The sequence below is a fragment of the Candidatus Abyssobacteria bacterium SURF_5 genome (assembly GCA_003598085.1).
Classification (GTDB): domain Bacteria; phylum Abyssobacteria; class SURF-5; order SURF-5; family SURF-5; genus SURF-5.
Genome location: QZKU01000047.1, coordinates 13,963 through 29,746, shown reverse-complemented (window position 1 = coordinate 29,746; position 15,784 = coordinate 13,963). Strand labels below are relative to the sequence as shown.

Annotated in this window: 15 protein-coding genes; 12 read left to right on the top strand and 3 right to left on the bottom strand. The window is 56.2% G+C overall.

What is annotated here, in order from left to right; translation table 11 throughout:
• Nucleotides 1–45: 45 nt before the first annotated feature.
• On the bottom strand, nt 46–831 hold the full coding sequence (locus C4520_06535) for an enoyl-CoA hydratase/isomerase family protein (protein ID RJP23300.1): 786 nt from the start codon (nt 829–831) through the stop codon (nt 46–48).
• Nucleotides 832–882: 51 nt separating this feature from the next.
• On the bottom strand, nt 883–1,644 hold the full coding sequence (locus tag C4520_06530) for an epoxyqueuosine reductase (protein RJP23299.1): 762 nt from the start codon (nt 1,642–1,644) through the stop codon (nt 883–885).
• Nucleotides 1,645–1,658: 14 nt separating this feature from the next.
• Between C4520_06530 and C4520_06525 the strand changes: the two genes are divergently transcribed.
• The 12 genes from C4520_06525 (at nt 1,659) to C4520_06470 (ending at nt 13,436) form a co-directional block, all read left to right on the top strand.
• The gene (locus C4520_06525; protein ID RJP23298.1) at nt 1,659–1,838 is read left to right on the top strand and encodes a hypothetical protein; all 180 of its coding nucleotides are present in this window, start codon (nt 1,659–1,661) and stop codon (nt 1,836–1,838) included.
• 17 nt (nt 1,839–1,855) lie between these two features.
• Entirely contained in the window at nt 1,856–2,767 is a 912-nt protein-coding gene (locus C4520_06520) for a GntR family transcriptional regulator (protein ID RJP23297.1), read from the top strand.
• A 10-nt stretch (nt 2,768–2,777) separates the two neighbouring features.
• Nucleotides 2,778–4,526 carry a methylmalonyl-CoA mutase gene (locus C4520_06515; GenBank protein ID RJP23296.1) on the top strand — a complete coding sequence of 583 codons (1,749 nt, stop codon included), beginning with the start codon at nt 2,778–2,780 and terminating at the stop codon, nt 4,524–4,526.
• A 21-nt stretch (nt 4,527–4,547) separates the two neighbouring features.
• The gene (locus C4520_06510) at nt 4,548–6,395 is read left to right on the top strand and encodes a radical SAM protein (protein ID RJP23295.1); all 1,848 of its coding nucleotides are present in this window, start codon (nt 4,548–4,550) and stop codon (nt 6,393–6,395) included.
• Nucleotides 6,396–6,406: 11 nt separating this feature from the next.
• Nucleotides 6,407–6,808: a cobalamin B12-binding domain-containing protein gene (locus tag C4520_06505; GenBank protein ID RJP23294.1), complete on the top strand. Its 402-nt coding sequence runs from the start codon at nt 6,407–6,409 to the stop codon at nt 6,806–6,808.
• A gap of 276 nt (nt 6,809–7,084) precedes the next feature.
• Nucleotides 7,085–7,369, top strand: a complete 285-nt coding sequence (locus C4520_06500) for a hypothetical protein (GenBank protein RJP23293.1) — start codon at nt 7,085–7,087, stop codon at nt 7,367–7,369.
• 291 nt (nt 7,370–7,660) lie between these two features.
• Nucleotides 7,661–8,680, top strand: a complete 1,020-nt coding sequence (locus C4520_06495; GenBank protein ID RJP23315.1) for a hypothetical protein — start codon at nt 7,661–7,663, stop codon at nt 8,678–8,680.
• A 1-nt stretch (nt 8,681) separates the two neighbouring features.
• Nucleotides 8,682–9,011, top strand: coding sequence for a ferredoxin:thioredoxin reductase (locus C4520_06490; GenBank protein ID RJP23292.1), 330 nt, complete (start codon nt 8,682–8,684; stop codon nt 9,009–9,011).
• 42 nt (nt 9,012–9,053) lie between these two features.
• Nucleotides 9,054–9,908: a hypothetical protein gene (locus C4520_06485; GenBank protein ID RJP23291.1), complete on the top strand. Its 855-nt coding sequence runs from the start codon at nt 9,054–9,056 to the stop codon at nt 9,906–9,908.
• 73 nt (nt 9,909–9,981) lie between these two features.
• Entirely contained in the window at nt 9,982–11,595 is a 1,614-nt protein-coding gene (locus C4520_06480) for a long-chain fatty acid--CoA ligase (GenBank protein ID RJP23290.1), read from the top strand.
• Nucleotides 11,596–11,613: 18 nt separating this feature from the next.
• Nucleotides 11,614–12,771, top strand: a complete 1,158-nt coding sequence (locus tag C4520_06475; GenBank protein ID RJP23289.1) for an acyl-CoA dehydrogenase — start codon at nt 11,614–11,616, stop codon at nt 12,769–12,771.
• 107 nt (nt 12,772–12,878) lie between these two features.
• On the top strand, nt 12,879–13,436 hold the full coding sequence (locus C4520_06470; protein ID RJP23288.1) for a PRC-barrel domain containing protein: 558 nt from the start codon (nt 12,879–12,881) through the stop codon (nt 13,434–13,436).
• A gap of 219 nt (nt 13,437–13,655) precedes the next feature.
• Here C4520_06470 and C4520_06465 read toward each other — a convergent pair whose 3' ends face one another.
• Complete coding sequence (locus C4520_06465) at nt 13,656–15,548, bottom strand: CocE/NonD family hydrolase (protein RJP23287.1); 1,893 nt, start codon at nt 15,546–15,548, stop codon at nt 13,656–13,658.
• Nucleotides 15,549–15,784: the final 236 nt, after the last annotated feature.

Here is a 15,784-nt window from a genome sequence, read left to right as displayed (position 1 = left end):
AACGCGTCGTGATGCTAAGAATATGCTCATTGCAACGGCGCCCGACTATCTGCGATTGAAAACCGGTTTTCTTTTCTCCGCGAAAGCCGTAAGGCCTTCCTTGCCGTCGGGATGGGCGGCGCAGGTGGAAAGCGCGGCGCGCTCGCGTTCGAGCTGCATCTCAAACGGCGTGTTGAATGAGTCGGCGATAAGTTCCTTGCACCACCCAAAAGAATGGATCGAGCCTTTGAGCAGGTCGTGCGCCATCGTGCGCGCCTCTTCCATGACGCGGCCGTCGTCGACCGCCTTATTCACCAGCCCCCATGCCAGCGCCTGCTCCGAGGAGATCGGTTTGTCAAATGCCATAATTTCCATTGCGCGCGCGACGCCGACGACGCGAGGCAGGGAGAAGGTGCCGCCGCCGTCTATGCACAGGCCGGCGGAGGTGTAGGCCTGCCGCATGATGGCTGATTTCGCCATCACGCGAAAATCGCACGCGAGCGCCAGCGAGAAACCGCCGCCCGCGGCGACTCCATTGATCGCGGCGACGACGGGTTTTTTCATCCGGCGGATTTCGAGGATTGCCTGATGATATCGCGCGGCGAGTTCGTGGAAGGCCGCTGGTCGGCCTGAAGGCTGTTCGAGCGCCCACTTCAGATCGCCTCCGGCGCAGAACGCTTTTCCTTCGCCTGAAATGATCACCGCCAAAACGGTATCGTCCATCGCAATGCCGATCAGGCGGTTTGCGAGCAGCTCGATCATTTCGAGATTGAAGGCGTTGAACGACTGGGGCCGGTTCAAAAGAACTTCACACACCTCATCATTCCTATTGATCTTGATCAGTTCGCTCATCGATTACCTCCCAATGCACAGCTTCCCTAAAAACTGACGTGCGTCCTTCTTCTATAATCCAATGGGGCAGTGGACGACGCAGGCATTGCAACGGTACCATGTGTGTTCGTCGACGGCCCCCATGTTGACGATCATGTCGCGGTGCTCCTTCATCGAATACTCTTTCATCAGCATGATAGAGAGCGGCGCGAGCGCCTGCGTCATCGTGCAATTGATGCGGTTCACTTTTCCGGTCCCATCGAGGGCTCCGGCCGGACATTTGTCGACACAGATGGAGCAGTCGTCGGGGCATCTTTCATTCAGCGGACGGTCCTCTTCAAGGACCGCATCTGTTACGACGGTTCCGAGGCCGACTCGCGGGCCGTACTTCGGCGAGACGAGCAGTCCGTTTTTTCCGATCCAGCCGAGGCCGGACCTGGCCGCCAGATCGATCTGCGAGAGATATCCCCACAGGTCGAAGCTCTTGGGCATCTCGAGTGGAGTACAAATGAAAACCGGCGCGGCGACAAATCCCTGTTCCTCCAGATACAGAGAGATATCGATGGACATTGCATCGAGCCTTCTCCCGCCGATTCCGGCGAGACGAACATAGAAAGGCATCGCCCGCTGCGGGTCTTTCAGGAGATGTAGACATCCTTTGGGGAAGGGAACAAGGAATGATACAACGCTTTTGGCTTCGGGCAGTATCTTCAGCATGTTTGCATGAAGCGCCTCCGAATCGTTGAATGATTCAGTCTGGAGCACTTTGACTTCCGTCGCACCCAGCGCCTCGCACTTTTTCAGCAACTGCTGTTTCAGATTTGGCTTGTTCATGGGGTCTCTCCTTTTTGAAGGGAATCAAAGGGATTTTACCACAACTGCGCCGCGCGGCCAAAAAGAGAACTGAAATAGAGACAATTGAACTGAAAAAAGAGAAGATGGAAACAGGAGGGGACGAAGGGAACGGGGTAATATACTTTGAAGTCGCAGGCAAGTTGCCTGCGCCAGTGCGCCAGAAAGGTGAATAAAAGGGAGGAGCAGGCGTTTGTTTGAGAGTGGGCCGTCTTTTTTCCTTGACAATTGGTACGGACATTATAATATACTGGCCGCGAACCAGCGGATCGGTGACTACTTTCCTCCTGAGCTGTCCGGGAGGAAACTGAGGGCTGGAGTTCACGCAGGAGAAGATCGCATGAAACTGAAAAAAGGGCCGATACCCCTTTATTATCAGCTTGAGCGGGCGCTGCGCAAGCGAATCCTTTCGAACCGCAAGAACGGCGTGCAGGCGTTTCCGAATGAGCGGGAGCTGTGCGAGGAGTACGGTGTCAGCCGGGCCACCGTCCGGCAGGCGCTCATGATTTTGGAGCGGGACGGCCTGCTCGTCAGAGAGCAGGGCCGCGGCACCTTCATAAATGAGAGGAATGGGCGGGACGATTTATTTGTGGCGTATGGATTCATGGACGACCTTTTTCTGTTCGGCTCGAAGACGACGCTCGAACTGCACACAAGAACCCTGATGAAGGTCGATAACCAACTGGCCGAAGAGATGCATCTGGACGAAGATGAGGAAGTGTACTTCTTCGAGGGGATTCGATCTTTTGATGAGATGCAGTTCAAGGGTTTGTTCCGGGCATGGGTTCCCGGGGATATCGGTGAAAAGATCACGCTGGGGAATTTCAGTAGTCCGTTCTTTATTGCCGCGGTAGAGGAGGCGTCGCTGCAGAGGGTCACGCGAGCGCATCAGACCATCTGCGCGAAAGTAGCCGCCGCAGAACATGAATCGGCGATGGGTGTTGGAGTCGGTCATCCGATCCTGGTGTTGAGGCGCATCTTTTTCACGGCTTTGGACAGGGCGGTTCAGGTGTCTGAGACGCACTTGCCGGGAGACGCTTACGGCCCGATCACAATACTTGAAAGGGTTACGCAACAGGACTCTTCCCATTTGCATAAAAGATAGGAGATCTGCCATGGAGGAGCGCAAAGAAGAGATCAAGAAAAAGGAACAGGAATGGAAGGCGGCGTGCGTTGAGAAGGCGCTCAAGAGGTTTCCGCTTTTGAGTGAATGTCCGAGCCGCTTTTATACGCCGCTTGACATGAAAGATGATTTCGATTTTATCGAGAAAGTGGGCTTTCCGGGCCAGTATCCTTTTACCGCCGGAGCGTATCCATTTGACCCGATGGCCGGCCTCTCGAAATTCGCCGCCATAGCACCGGCGGGCGCGGCCACGACGCGGGCGGCTTTATATTCGGGTTACGGCAAGCCGGAGGACACGCGCGACTATTACAAGAGCCTGATCGACAGAGGCGGCAAGCAGGGACCCAACCTCGCTATGGACCTGCCGACGCAGTGCGGGTACGACTCGGACAACTCGCTGGTGGCCGGTGAAGTCGGAAAAGTCGGGGTTTCGATCGATACGCTTCGGGACCTCGAAGTCATTTACGAGCCGTATCAGGGCGATTTGAATCTGGACCGCATCGCCTCGAACTTCACGATCAACGCGCCCGCCATCTATCTGATCGCGATGTATGCGGCACTGGCCGAAAAGAGGGGAGTGCCTCTCAATAAACTGAGGGCGACGCCGCAGAATGACATCCTGAAGGAATACATAGCGCGCGGCACGTACATATTTCCGCCGAAGCCGGCGATGCGGCTGTTTCGCGACACGCTTGTTTTCATCAACGAGCATATGCCGCATGTAAACATCACCAGCATGGGCGGCTATCATATTCGAGAGGCGGGCGCCACTCGCGTGCAGGACCTCGCCTACAGCATGGCGAATGCGATCGCCTATTTGCAGGAGGGCGTGAACGCGGGCCTCGAGGTGGACGCCTTCGCTCCGCGGTTCACCTTCAACGCGTTCGGCGGCAGCATGGAATTTCTGCACGAGATCGCCTTCCAGCGAGCGGCCCGGCGCATGTATGCGAAAATCGTGAAAGAAAGATTCGGCGCAAAGGATCAGCGAAGCATGGTGATCAGGCAGCCGATAACCGCTCACATCGGGCCGTCGGACACGACCATTCAGCGCCCGCTCAACAATCTGACGCGCGCCGTCATGGGCGCCGTGATGGGAGCGCTTTCGGGCGGAACGGCGGCTCCATTTCCGCCGTATGACGAACCGCTCGGGCTGGGATGGAGCCTCGAAGCGCAACAGCTTATGCAGGATGCCGGCCGGATACTCATCTGCGAGGCGAGACTGCTCGACGTGGAGGATCCATTTGCCGGCTCATATTGCATGGAGGCGCTGACCGACGAGATCGAAGCCGAAGCGTGGGAAGAGCTGAAGAAGGTGGAGGATCTGGGCGGCGCCGTCGCGGCGATCGAGAAAGGCTACATGCAGAGACAGATCGCCAAGAGCGCATACGAGCGTCAAAAGGCGGTCAGTTCCGGACAGAAGCTGGTGGTTGGGGTCAATTGCTTTACGGGCGAAAACGAGCTCGAGGTCGAGACAACACGTCTGGTGCCTCATCCGTATGACCCGAAACGGCGCGAGCGCGCTGAAGACGAGCAGATTGCCGCACTGACGGAAGTGAAGAGAAGCCGCGACAACGCAGAGGTCGAACGACTGTTGAAGGAGTTGGATGAGCAGGCCCGGCAGGAGGCTGTTAATCTGGCGCCGCACTTGGTGAAATGCGCCAAGGCTTATGTCACCATTCAGGAAGTGTGCGACGTTCTCCGCGGCGTGTTTGGCGAATACGAGCCAGCGTCGATATTGTAGGCGCGAGGGGCGAACGGACTCATGGACGCGTCCGACTGGTCGGACATGTCGGATACGTTGGACATCAAACCATTTTTTATGACCAAAGACGACGACATCCTCAGGTTTTCCCTGAATCCTTCGGGCAATCATTTGTGCAGTCCGAGCGATCTCCTGGGCCGACACTTGAGCGAGCTGCTCGATTTACTGATCCCGACGGGGGGAGGCCGCGAGCTGAGCGTTGACGGATACAAGCTTCTGAGCGAGCGGCAGATCGTGCAACGTGTCGATCGGGTTCACGCGGACAGGAACGGCTGTGCCTCTGATCCTTTGGAATTGTACGAGCCTCGCATCGGGTACATCAAGAGGATGCTGGAATCGCTGATGGAGGTGGTGCAACTGGAGTCGGGCGGAAAGCCGGTGGACGTTGATGGTTTTCGGCTGAAGCATCCGCCCCAGTGGCTTACACCCGGCGGCGGCGCCAATGATATCCTGGCTCATGCGGCGTCCCGGTGCAACCTGCATTGCCGGTTTTGCTATAACAGCGATGCGCCTCCCGCCCTGTCATTGAAGCCGGCCGATCCTGAAGTTGAGTACCGGCACGTGGAGGCTCGCATCAAGCACTACGCGCCGAACGGCAAATTAAACATATTTCCGAACATGGGCAGCCCGAAGGAAATGCTTGCTCATCCCAGGATTGAGGGTATATTGCGGCAACTGCGTGCCAAAACCACAGAGGTTTTCCGCATCCCGACCAACGGCGCGGCGTTGACGCCGGCCATGGTGGGAATCCTGGCGGAAGTCAAGCCGGTTTTATTGGATGTATCACTTAACTCGTCGTCGACGGAGAGGCGAAGTTGGCTGATGAATGATCCTTCGCCCCAGGTAGCAATTGGGTCGCTCGCACGTCTGAAAGCCGGAAAGATTCCGTTCTCCGTCGTAATCGTGCCGTGGCCATTCCCGTCGCGGAAAGAGATGTTGGAGGACTTGCGGGAAACGGTTGCTTTCGCGGCGTCATTTGATCCCACTCTCATCCAGATCAGCCTGCCCGGCTGCGCGCGCTCCTTACATGAGAAAGCAGCGTTTCCTCTTGATGAGGTGTGGACCGAACTCAGAGCCGAGGCAGGAGAACTGAGGAACATGGTCGACTGCCCGCTGGTGATTCGTCCGGGATTGTTCGAGGAATTCGATGATCCCGCGGCGCCGAATGATCCGCTCGTGCACGGTGTGATGAAAAATTCTCCCGCCTGCCGGGCGGGCATCCGTCGCGGCGACCGTATCGTCCGGGTGAACGGTCTTCCCGTGAGCACGCGCCCGCAGGTGCGGTCGCTCTTGACGACTGTCCATCAAAGCGACCTCAAGGAGACTGCTGTTTTGATTGAGCGGAACGGAAATCTGCTTGATGTGACGGTCGGCTTGCAGGATTACGAGTATCCTTACACGCCGAGGACAGCGACACACCTGGGAATCGTGTTTGCGTCTTCAGGCATTCCCCATGAATGGGTAGCGAAGGTTAAAGATGTAATCGTCAGTCACGGGGCGAGGGAGGTGCTGCTGCTGACCTCAAAGCTTGTGCGCCCCGCTTTGGAGCGGCTCTTGGCGCACAACGGCAGCTTCTCCGGCGTGAAGCTGCATATCCGCATCCCCAAAAACGATTTCTTTGGGGGAAACATTTTTATGGGCGACCTGATGGTGGTCGAGGATTTCATCCGAGCGGCCGAGACGTTTGTTAAAGAAGAGAGGATACGGCCCGGCCTCGTTGTCATTCCCACATCCCCGTTCCATCTCAGCCGATGGGGGAGAGACCTGACAGGGCGGGTTTATCTGGATATTGAACGGGCTCTGAAGATTCCGGTGAGATTGGTCGAATGTGATCCCATATTTGATTGAAGGAGACGACGATGGAGAATAAGGTCAGAGTTCTCATATCAAAGATAGGACTTGACGGGCACGACCGCGGCTCGAAGGTGATTGCGTATGGCCTGCGCGACGCCGGTTTCGAGGTGATCTACCTTGGCATCCGGCAGACACCGGAAAAGATCGTGAGCACCGCGATCCAGGAGGACGTCAAGGTCATCGGCCTGTCCATTCTCTCCGGAGCGCACGTACCGCTGACCAGGCGCGTCATAAACAAGCTTAAGGAAGAAGGCATCGAGGACGTCATCATTCTGGTCGGCGGAGTCATTCCCGAGGCCGATATTCCGGTGCTCAAGGAGATGGGCGTCACCGGCGTTTTCACATCGGGCACGGATATCGGCGAGATTGTCGGCGTCATCAATCAGCATGTCGGCGCGAATAACTGAGATAAAGGGGGAAAAAGGACGATCTTCACACTCCGCAAGACGCGTTCTTGCCCTGCTTGACGAGATGCCAGTGACTGCCTCTGGAAAATACGCAAAACAGCTCTCAAGGAAAAGTAAAAGAGGGCAGACAGAGCCGAAATTTTATGATGGATTAATATTCAAAGTTTTTACCCTACGGAGATAGGCACAACCGATGGGCTTTCTTAACATACTGGTATGCAAGGAATTATAACAAAAAAATAGGCTCTGTCCCTATTTTTGAAAGGGAATTGGGTTATGAAAGTGGAAGTGCTGAATCCCGTTGGGGAAGTAACGGCGGAGAAACAGACGCTGGCGGGCCGCCAAAAGAATCTGGCGGGAAAGACCGTTGTGTTTTTTGGCAATGCAAAGCCCAACGTGAATCTCCTGTTTGACAATCTGGTGAAGATGTTCGCCGCAAAGTACCCCGCCACGAAGACCGTGAGGAAAGGAAAGGAGAACGCTGCATTCGCGGCTCCTGAAGAATACCTTCAGGAGGCGGCCGATGCGGCCGATCTGGTGATCTGCGGCGTCGGCGACTGAGGGTCGTGCACGTCGTGGAGTATCCACGACTCCGTCTCTTTCGAGAAGAAAGGCATCCCGACCATTTCCCTCGTGACCGACCAGTTCCGTCCACTGGCGGCGGCCGAGGCGAGAGCGCTCGGGATGCCCGACATTCCGCTTGCGGTCATACCGCATCCGCTCGGCGGGCGAAGCGAATCGGACGTGACAATGCTGGCGGGCAAGGCTTTTCAGAATATTACCGAATACGTAACCCGACATGAGGCGCGGAATGCCGATGCAACCGCCTCGGATTTACCCCGACAGTTCAGTATCAGCGGTGACGCAGACGCACAGCAGGAATTCTTTTACGGCAAAGGCTGGACCGATGGTCTTCCAGTGATACCGCCGACGCGCGAGCGAGTGGAGGCAATGCTTCTTGCCGCCGGCAGGGAGCCGGAAGAGGTGCTTGGCGAATTTCCGCCCGTTTATGCCGCCGCAACTGTTGAGAAGATCGCCACAAATACCGTGATGGCCGGTTGTCTGCCGTCGTATTTTCCGGTGGTGCTGGCCGCGGTCGAGGCGATGATGGAGGACCAGTTCAACCTGTACGGCATACAGACGACGACACATCCCTGCAGTCCGCTGATCATCGTGAATGGTCCCCTCGCTCGCGAGCTGGGAATTAACAGCAAGGGCAACTGTTTTGGGCAGGGGAGTCGCGCGAATGCCGTTATTGGCAGGGCGGTCCGGCTCGCAATGCAAAACGTCGGTGGCGGGATTCCGGGAGAACTGGACAAAGCTACGATGGGGCATCCGGGCAAGTACAGTTACTGCATGGCCGAAAACGAGGAGGAAAGCCCGTGGGAGCCGCTGCATGTCGAGCGGGGATTCGATCGAACTGCGAGCACAGTCACCGTCGTGGCTGCGGAACCGCCGCATAACATCAACGACCACGGCAGCACGACCGCGGAAGCGGTTCTCACCACAATTTGCGGCGCGATTGGCAGCGCGGGCAATAACAATCTGTACAGAGTGGGCGATCTGTTCGTGGTCCTCGGGCCCGAGCACGCCGCGACAATAGCGGCGGGAGGCTTCTCCAAGAAAGATGTCCAGGAATATATCTTTGAGCACGCGCGAGTATCGACGCGAAAGATGTCGGCCGAACAGTTGAGCCATATACAGGCCGGAAGAGAAGACTTTGTCGAACCCGACGGAACCTTGCGGGTGGCACAGATGGCCGGCGCAATCAATGTGATAGTTGCCGGCGGTCCCGGCAAACACTCGATGTGGATTCCCACGTTCGGGATCACCTATTCGGTGACGCGGGCGATTCGTCCCAAGGGAGTATGAAGTGGCCGAACCGAATACAAAGGCGTTGGCTCAGGTGCGAGAGATGGCGGTAGAGCATGCCCGCGCAGCCGGCTATTTTCTGAATCCGATTGAGTCCATCAAAGAGGCGACTCTCGCCGGCTTGGCGCGCAATCTCGAGCGGTATGGGCGCCCCTTTTGCTCGTGCCACGTGGTAACGGATGATTTGCTTAAGATGTCACAGGAAGCTGAGAAGACGGTATGTCCGTGCGCGGAGCATCGCGCGCAAATCAAGGAGCAAGGCTGCTGTCACTGCGGATTATTCATGACGCAGTCGGCGGCGGAAAGGCTATTGAAGGATAGGACCGCCTAAATTAGGGGGAGATTCTCTGTCCCCAATTTTCTGGAGAAGCAAATGACAACCGACAATCTGCTTAGAGGCGGGATTGATCTGCATACTCACAGCGGGCCGAGCCTGTATGATCGGGCGCTGGACGATTTCGGGCTGGCTGCCGAGGCGAAGGAAGCCGGCATGCGGGCGGTGGTGATAAAGGCGCATGAATGCCCGACCGCCGGACGCGCCGCACTGGTGAACGCAAGAATGGAAGGGGTTACTGCCTGCGGCGGAGTCGTTTTAAACCACTCGGTGGGCGGATTCAATGCGGCTGCCGTAGATGCGGCGCTGAGGATGGGCGGCAAATTCGTGTGGTTCCCCACTTTTGATTCTCAGAATCACCTTTCCCACTACGGGGGGCACAGTGACACAGCAGCCGAAGCGGCGCTGGCCGGCCTGAGCGTTCTCGATGAAGCCGGTCGATTGAAGCCGGAGATTGGACCGATTCTGCGAAAGATTGCGGAGAACAAAGCCATATTGGGAACGGGTCATCTTTCAGCCCGCGAAATTCTTGTTTTGACGGATGCCGCGCTGGCTGCAGGCGTCGAGAAAATCCTGATCACCCACGCCGACATGTTTTTTGTGGGGTTGACCCTTGAACAACAAGTGGATCTGGCGAGAAAGGGCGCGGTTCTGGAGAAATGTTATCTCGCGATGTTGTTATCGCAGGAGGGCGGCGGCAAGAGAATGGCCGGGAGCATCAAGGCGATCGGCGCCGAAAGTTGTGTTCTCGTGACCGACCTGGGCCAGTCGGTTTTTCCGCATCCGGTAGCAGGAATGCGGACTTTCATCGAGGCTCTGATGACGGAAGGCATTAGCCGGGGCGAGATCAGAACGATGCTGGTCGAAAATCCGCCTCGTCTGCTGGGGGTGTAGCATTGAAAGTTCACCCGATCCAATTGAGGCGCGAGCGGGGCACGTTTGAGAAAATTTGGAAAGGCGCGCAGATATGATAATCGAAGATTTTTCCGTCGAAACAGTCGAGGTCGCAGGGCATCCGATCCAAACATTCAAAAACCGTTTCCGCACTATTTGGGAAATGTTTTCAAGATGCGCCGCTACCTTCGAGAACGAGATTTTTCTGATCGAGGGCCAGACCCGCCTCACCTTTCGGCAAACGGCGGAATTGGCGGCCTGCATGGCTGCGCGCCTCGAAAAGGTTGGGGCGGCAAAAGGCGACCACGTCGGAATCCTGATGGAGAATTCCCTCCGCTTCGTTATTTCTTTCTGGGCGATCCAGAAGCTGGGGGCGACTTCGGTTGTTTTCAATACTCGTTTGGCGCCCGCCGAACTGGAACGGCAGTTGCGATTTTCGGACCTGAAGATTTTGCTCACATCTCCGCTGTTATCGCCGAAACTGCAGGAGATCGATTCCGCCTCTTTGGCTTTTCGCCAAATCGTGCTCGGGGACAATTGGCAGGATGAGCTTCCGAAACGGGATGGTGCGCATTCGCAGGACGGAATAGCGGAAGACGACACAGCTCTGGTTCTCTTCACTTCCGGGACCGCGGGCACGCCGAAAGGCGTAATGATCACTCACCGGAACATCATCACCAGCGCTCTCAAGGCGATGCATATAACCTCTCAATATTCCGGCTTGGAGGAATCCGGCGCGCAGACGATGTTGATGGTTGCTCCCCTGTTCCACGTGTTGGCGTTGCAGGAGCAATTAATGTCGGCCTTGATTCTGGGCCGGAGTTGTATCCTCGTTCCCTCCTTCAATCCGTGGGAGGTGGTCGAACTGTTAAGCCGCGAGCGAGTGAATGTGCTGGCGGGAACGCCGACCATGTACTGGCTGCTTCTCAACAAGACGCCTGTTCGCGACGCCAAACTCGACAGCGTCAGAATTATCACGTATGGCGGGGCGCCAATGCCGCCGGACCTGTTGAAGCAGATCAGGGAGAGTTTTCCCGGCGTGATCTGCCTGAACGGATATGGCTTGACGGAAGCCTCGGTCATCAGCACGCTCCATGACCGTTTCAGCGAAGTTCATCCCACGTCGGTAGGCCAACCGAATTTGTGTTCGGAAGTCAGGATCGTTGATCTTCTTGACGGGAAAGAATTGGGGCCGAATGCGGTGGGTGAACTGGCGGTGCGGGGCGCGCTTGTTTCGAAGGGGTATTACAAGTTGCCGGAGGAGACGGCGAGGGTGTATCGCGACGGCTGGTTCCACACCGGCGACATGGCGTATCGGGATGAAGACGGATTCCTTTTTATCGTGGGGCGGACGCGCGAGATGATCAATCGGGGCGGCGAGAACGTATATCCGGTCGAGGTGGAGAACGTTCTGCATCTCCACCCGAAAATTCTCGACGTGGCGGTTTTCGGACTGCCCGACCCTGTCATGGGCAGTGCGGTGGCATGCGCGGTCATCCTTCGACCGGACGTCGAAACGATCGGCGTGGACGAGATACGGGAATTTTGCGCCGGCCATCTTGCCGATTACAAGATGCCGCGAAAGGTTTTCCTCGTGCCGGATCTGCCGAGGAATCCGGGCGGAAAAATAATGAAAAGCAAACTGGTCGAGCAATTCAGGGAAACGGCAAGCCCAGATAAACAGTGAGCGCAAAGGGAGGCGAGAATGGATTTCCAACTGAGTGAGGAGCAGATAATTTTCAAGAAGATGGTGCATGATTTTGCGGACGAGCGGCTTGCTCCGCTGGTCGATACGTGGGAGCGAGAAGGTTTTGTCAGGGACTTGACGCTTATAAAGGAATATGCGGACCGCGGCCTGCTGGGTATCACGCTTCCCGAGAAATACGGAGGCGGCGGGCTGACGGCGTTTGACGCCATCCTGGCGATGGAGGAGTTGGCGCGGGTGAGTTGCGTCGCGTCCGGTCCGGTCTTTGAGACAAGTTTCGGACCAATTCGCGTCGTCGAGCAATTCGGCACGGAAGAACAGAAAGAGCGATTCATCCCTCCGTGCTGCAAAGGAGAAAAATTCATGGCGGTCGGCATGACGGAGCCGGGCGCCGGCTCGGCGCTGACCGATCTGACGACGCGGGCCGTGCTTGAGGGAGATCATTATGTCGTAAATGGTCGAAAGCGGTTTATCTCCGGCGGAGGTCATTCAGAATGGTACATGGTGTACGTCCGGCTCAGCGAGAAGAAGGGGCACAAGGGCATCGGCGGATTGGTGATCGAGAAGGGGGCGCCGGGTTTCAGCTTCGGCAAACAGGAAGAATTTATGGGACTTCGCGGCATCCCGAGCTGCGATTTGATTTTTGAAGATTGCATTGTGCCGAAAGAGAACCTGGTAATTCCCGGGGGCGGGTTCGCGATGTTGATGCAGGCGTTTGACGTGGAGCGCTGCGGAAATGCGACGCAGTCGCTCGGAATCGCGTGGGGCGCGCTGGAAGCGGCGAAGAAATACGCACAGGAGCGGACGGCTTTCGGCAAGCAGATATGTGAATTCCAGGCCGTTCAGTTCCTTCTGGCGGATATGGCGATGAAGGTCGAGGCGGCCAGACTGCTGATTTACCGGGCGGCGGTGAATGCGGGGATGGGGCTGCCCTCGATATTTGAATCATCCGTCGCCAAGTGTTTCGCCAACGAGATGGCGAAAGAGGTGACAGATATGGCGCTGCAGGTATTCGGCGGGTACGGCTACTCGAAGGAATACCCGATCGAGCGAATGCTGAGGGACAGCCGCGGGTGGCCGGTGGCCGGCGGGACCGTCCAAATGCAGCGGATAAACATCGCCGGCGCGATGCTGGGCCGTCGCTTCAACCAGAGATGATAAAATTCATGATTGCTCTCCTCTTTATTGTACCTTTTGAAAGTGACATAATTACAAAAAGGCTGTAGTGGGTAATAAAGGTTTGCAGCAAAGAGAAGGAGAGTGTCATGAAGAAGTCAAGTATTCTGATTGTGGCGGCCTTTGCCGTCAGCGTCCTCGTTTTATTGCCGGCCATTATCGTTGCCCAGCAGCAGGAAGCGGGTCCTTCAAATCAGCCGGTCCGCCATTATTATGCGGATACGATGATAGGGAAGGCCATCCTCAGCAGTGACGGCGCGGTTCTTGGAGAAGTGGAGAATCTGGTGCTCTCTTCGGACGGCAAGGTTATGCTTCAGTTATCCAGAGGAGGAGTTTTTGACATTGCCGAACGGTACATGATGATTCCGTGGCAGTTCGTCGACAACGTCACTCGCACCAATGTCCTCTTAACATTGTCGGCCAGTGATATCCAGAACGCGCCCATGTGGCGCAGTGAGACGTTGGGGCCTGGATGGAGTGATGAGGTCAATGCCTATTTCGGCGAGGAGGGCCGGGTAGCTCCGCGTCCGAGCGCTGAAGAGGAACAGCGCGAGTATTACGGAGAAGAGGACGTTCAGCGGTTTCGTCCGAGCCCGGACATCGGGGTGCAAGACGAACTCACCCGCGGGAGAGCCTGGTGGCGGTAAGAGAGGGAACAAACAGTAATGCCCGGCTCTAAATAAGGGCTTCTGATTCACTGTGAATCTGATACGTTGGAGGCGCGCCGTTTTTTTTCAGCGCGCCTTCATTTTGTTGAATGAAAGAACGAGCTGTTAATCGTTTGGCTTACTGCCAACCATTAAAGAGGGGTGTGTTGCGGGGTGCGATGCATCGCGCAAGAAATTGGGCCCTATCTTCTTGATTCCTTATCTTGGAATAACGGGCAAGGTGATGTGCGACGGGTGTTCCTGGCTGTGGTAAATCCTTTGTGTCGCTCGTTCCGTTTCCGAACTCATTGCGAATTCGGCGCCGGTGTTCAGATTGCGGTCGAACCGGTCGAAATTACTGCTGGATATCTCGACGCGTATCTTGTGGCCGGCCTTAAGAACGTAGCTCGTCGCCCAAAGATCGATTTTGTACTCATATATCTTCTCGGGCTCGAGAGGTGTTGGCGCGGTGGCTGACTCGCGCACGCTTGCCCGCTGGATGCCTTCCTGGATCAAATGCAGGTAGCCGTCCGGGAAAACATCCACCAGAGCGGCGGTAAAGTCCGTATCCACAGCCGATGATGCCGCATAAAGCGTAACCGAAATCGGTCCAGTAATCTCCATCTCATTCTCGAGCGGGGCGCTCGTATAAACAAGAACGTCCTCTCTCTCTTCCGCGGCGCGCCTATCCTTCATCTCAGCGGCGAGCGCCCAGAGGTCGATGTCATAGTGGATTTTCACCGGGTCCTGAGGATCGTACACGTATGTATCAAACGGCTCATCGAGGGGAGCGTCCGGATTGAGCATACCGTCTCCGTCCAGCGTGTTCGCGCTCCCGGCGCTGTGAAGGTAGTAATCGGTACATTGTGTTCTCGCCAGGGGCCACTCGTTCTCATCGCGCCAATCGTTGTCGCCGATGACGAAGATATGGACTGGAGATGTTTTCTCAAAGCCGTTATCGATTCCCTTCAGATATTTGTCGTAAAAGGCCTGTCTAACTTCCCATGTTGTATTCGCACATTTGTCGCCGATATCGAGGCGGCCAATCCGGTTTGTCAACGTCGGCGTCCACTCGTGGTCGATCGGGGCGATGAGTATCCATTGCTTTTCTTTCGCGCCGGTCTCCATGTTCTTTTGTCTTTGCATAAGCCAGTCATCAATGGCCGCCTTGAGAAAAACATCGTACCAGCCTGCTACCACAAGTATGGGTATCTCCACGCGCTCGCGCCTCGTACGGAGATTATAGCTTTCCGTGACCTCATCGCGGAGCGGGTGCCGGAGGATCGTGTCGTATCGAGGAGTGGGGATGCCGGCTGCGTCATCCATCGTGATGAGCGGGAGATGCATTCGGTCGAGCCGGAAGAAATTCTGGTACGCTTTCCCCTGCAGCCAGATCGGATAAAGCCCCAGTGTCTGGAGCGTGAGCGCGCCGTTCTGAAACATCAGATCATGGAAATCCATGGCGGTGTTCATCGGCGAGACACACTTCAGATTCGGATGCCCGGTGACCGCCCCGGCCCATGTCGTGTAGCCGTAGTACGATTCTCCTTCCATGCCGATGTTGCCGTCGCACCAGGGTTGAGCCGCAATCCAGTCAAGCGTGTCGTATCCGTCGTCGGCCTCATTGATGAGAGGATCGAATTCGCCTTCAGAACAGAATTTTCCGCGGACATCCTGAGCGACGAAAACATATCCCTTCTTAGCCCAGAACTTGCCGATGGCGGGCATCCAGCAATAATACTCGTCCTTGCCGTATGGGAGCCTTGTCAGGATCACCGGGAACTTGCTCTCGGCCTTCGGCCCTTTCGGCCGGTAGATGTTGGCAGAGAGCCTCACGCCGTCGCGCATCGGGATCGGAACGTTTTTCTCGACCTCGATCCTGTCGTATCGGTCCGGTGTGCCATTCTCGATCCTCATGCAGGGAAGCTTGAAATATTTGTCGAACTTGTCGGTGAGCTGATACAGCTTCCATTGCAGGTCGGCCTTGAAGAAGGTCTTGCTTTGCTTTACCTCGCTCTCCTCGCCAAAAGAGGATTGAGCAATCACGACCAGCAGACAGAGTGAGGCGGCAAATATTTTAAGAGGAACGGCAAAATTCCGCAGGCATTTCATTTTTAAATCCTTCCGGTCGTTCCAACCCACTGTCTCCTGCAATCGATTCTGCGATCTGCTGTGATTACATTGCGGGCGACCACATGATGTCGCTCTTACGGACCGTTTGTACTCAAGGAAGTGGGTGATTATGCCTTTCCACGACACACACGTTTTCGGGCATGGCCTGCCGTGCTTCTATCGATAAATTCATTCAACGCGTGAAGCCGATAGTCCGAATTCAATGTTTCGGAAGC

Bases quoted from the DNA above. Each gene is read 5' to 3' on its own strand.
- C4520_06535 (RJP23300.1), bottom strand. From the start codon at position 831: ATGAGCGAACTGATCAAGATCAATAGGAATGATGAGGTGTGTGAAGTT.
- C4520_06530 (RJP23299.1), bottom strand. From the start codon at position 1,644: ATGAACAAGCCAAATCTGAAACAGCAGTTGCTGAAAAAGTGCGAGGCG.
- C4520_06515 (RJP23296.1), top strand. From the start codon at position 2,778: ATGGAGGAGCGCAAAGAAGAGATCAAGAAAAAGGAACAGGAATGGAAG.
- C4520_06510 (RJP23295.1), top strand. From the start codon at position 4,548: ATGGACGCGTCCGACTGGTCGGACATGTCGGATACGTTGGACATCAAA.
- C4520_06505 (RJP23294.1), top strand. From the start codon at position 6,407: ATGGAGAATAAGGTCAGAGTTCTCATATCAAAGATAGGACTTGACGGG.
- C4520_06500 (RJP23293.1), top strand. From the start codon at position 7,085: ATGAAAGTGGAAGTGCTGAATCCCGTTGGGGAAGTAACGGCGGAGAAA.
- C4520_06485 (RJP23291.1), top strand. From the start codon at position 9,054: ATGACAACCGACAATCTGCTTAGAGGCGGGATTGATCTGCATACTCAC.
- C4520_06480 (RJP23290.1), top strand. From the start codon at position 9,982: ATGATAATCGAAGATTTTTCCGTCGAAACAGTCGAGGTCGCAGGGCAT.
- C4520_06475 (RJP23289.1), top strand. From the start codon at position 11,614: ATGGATTTCCAACTGAGTGAGGAGCAGATAATTTTCAAGAAGATGGTG.
- C4520_06470 (RJP23288.1), top strand. From the start codon at position 12,879: ATGAAGAAGTCAAGTATTCTGATTGTGGCGGCCTTTGCCGTCAGCGTC.
- C4520_06465 (RJP23287.1), bottom strand. From the start codon at position 15,548: ATGAAATGCCTGCGGAATTTTGCCGTTCCTCTTAAAATATTTGCCGCC.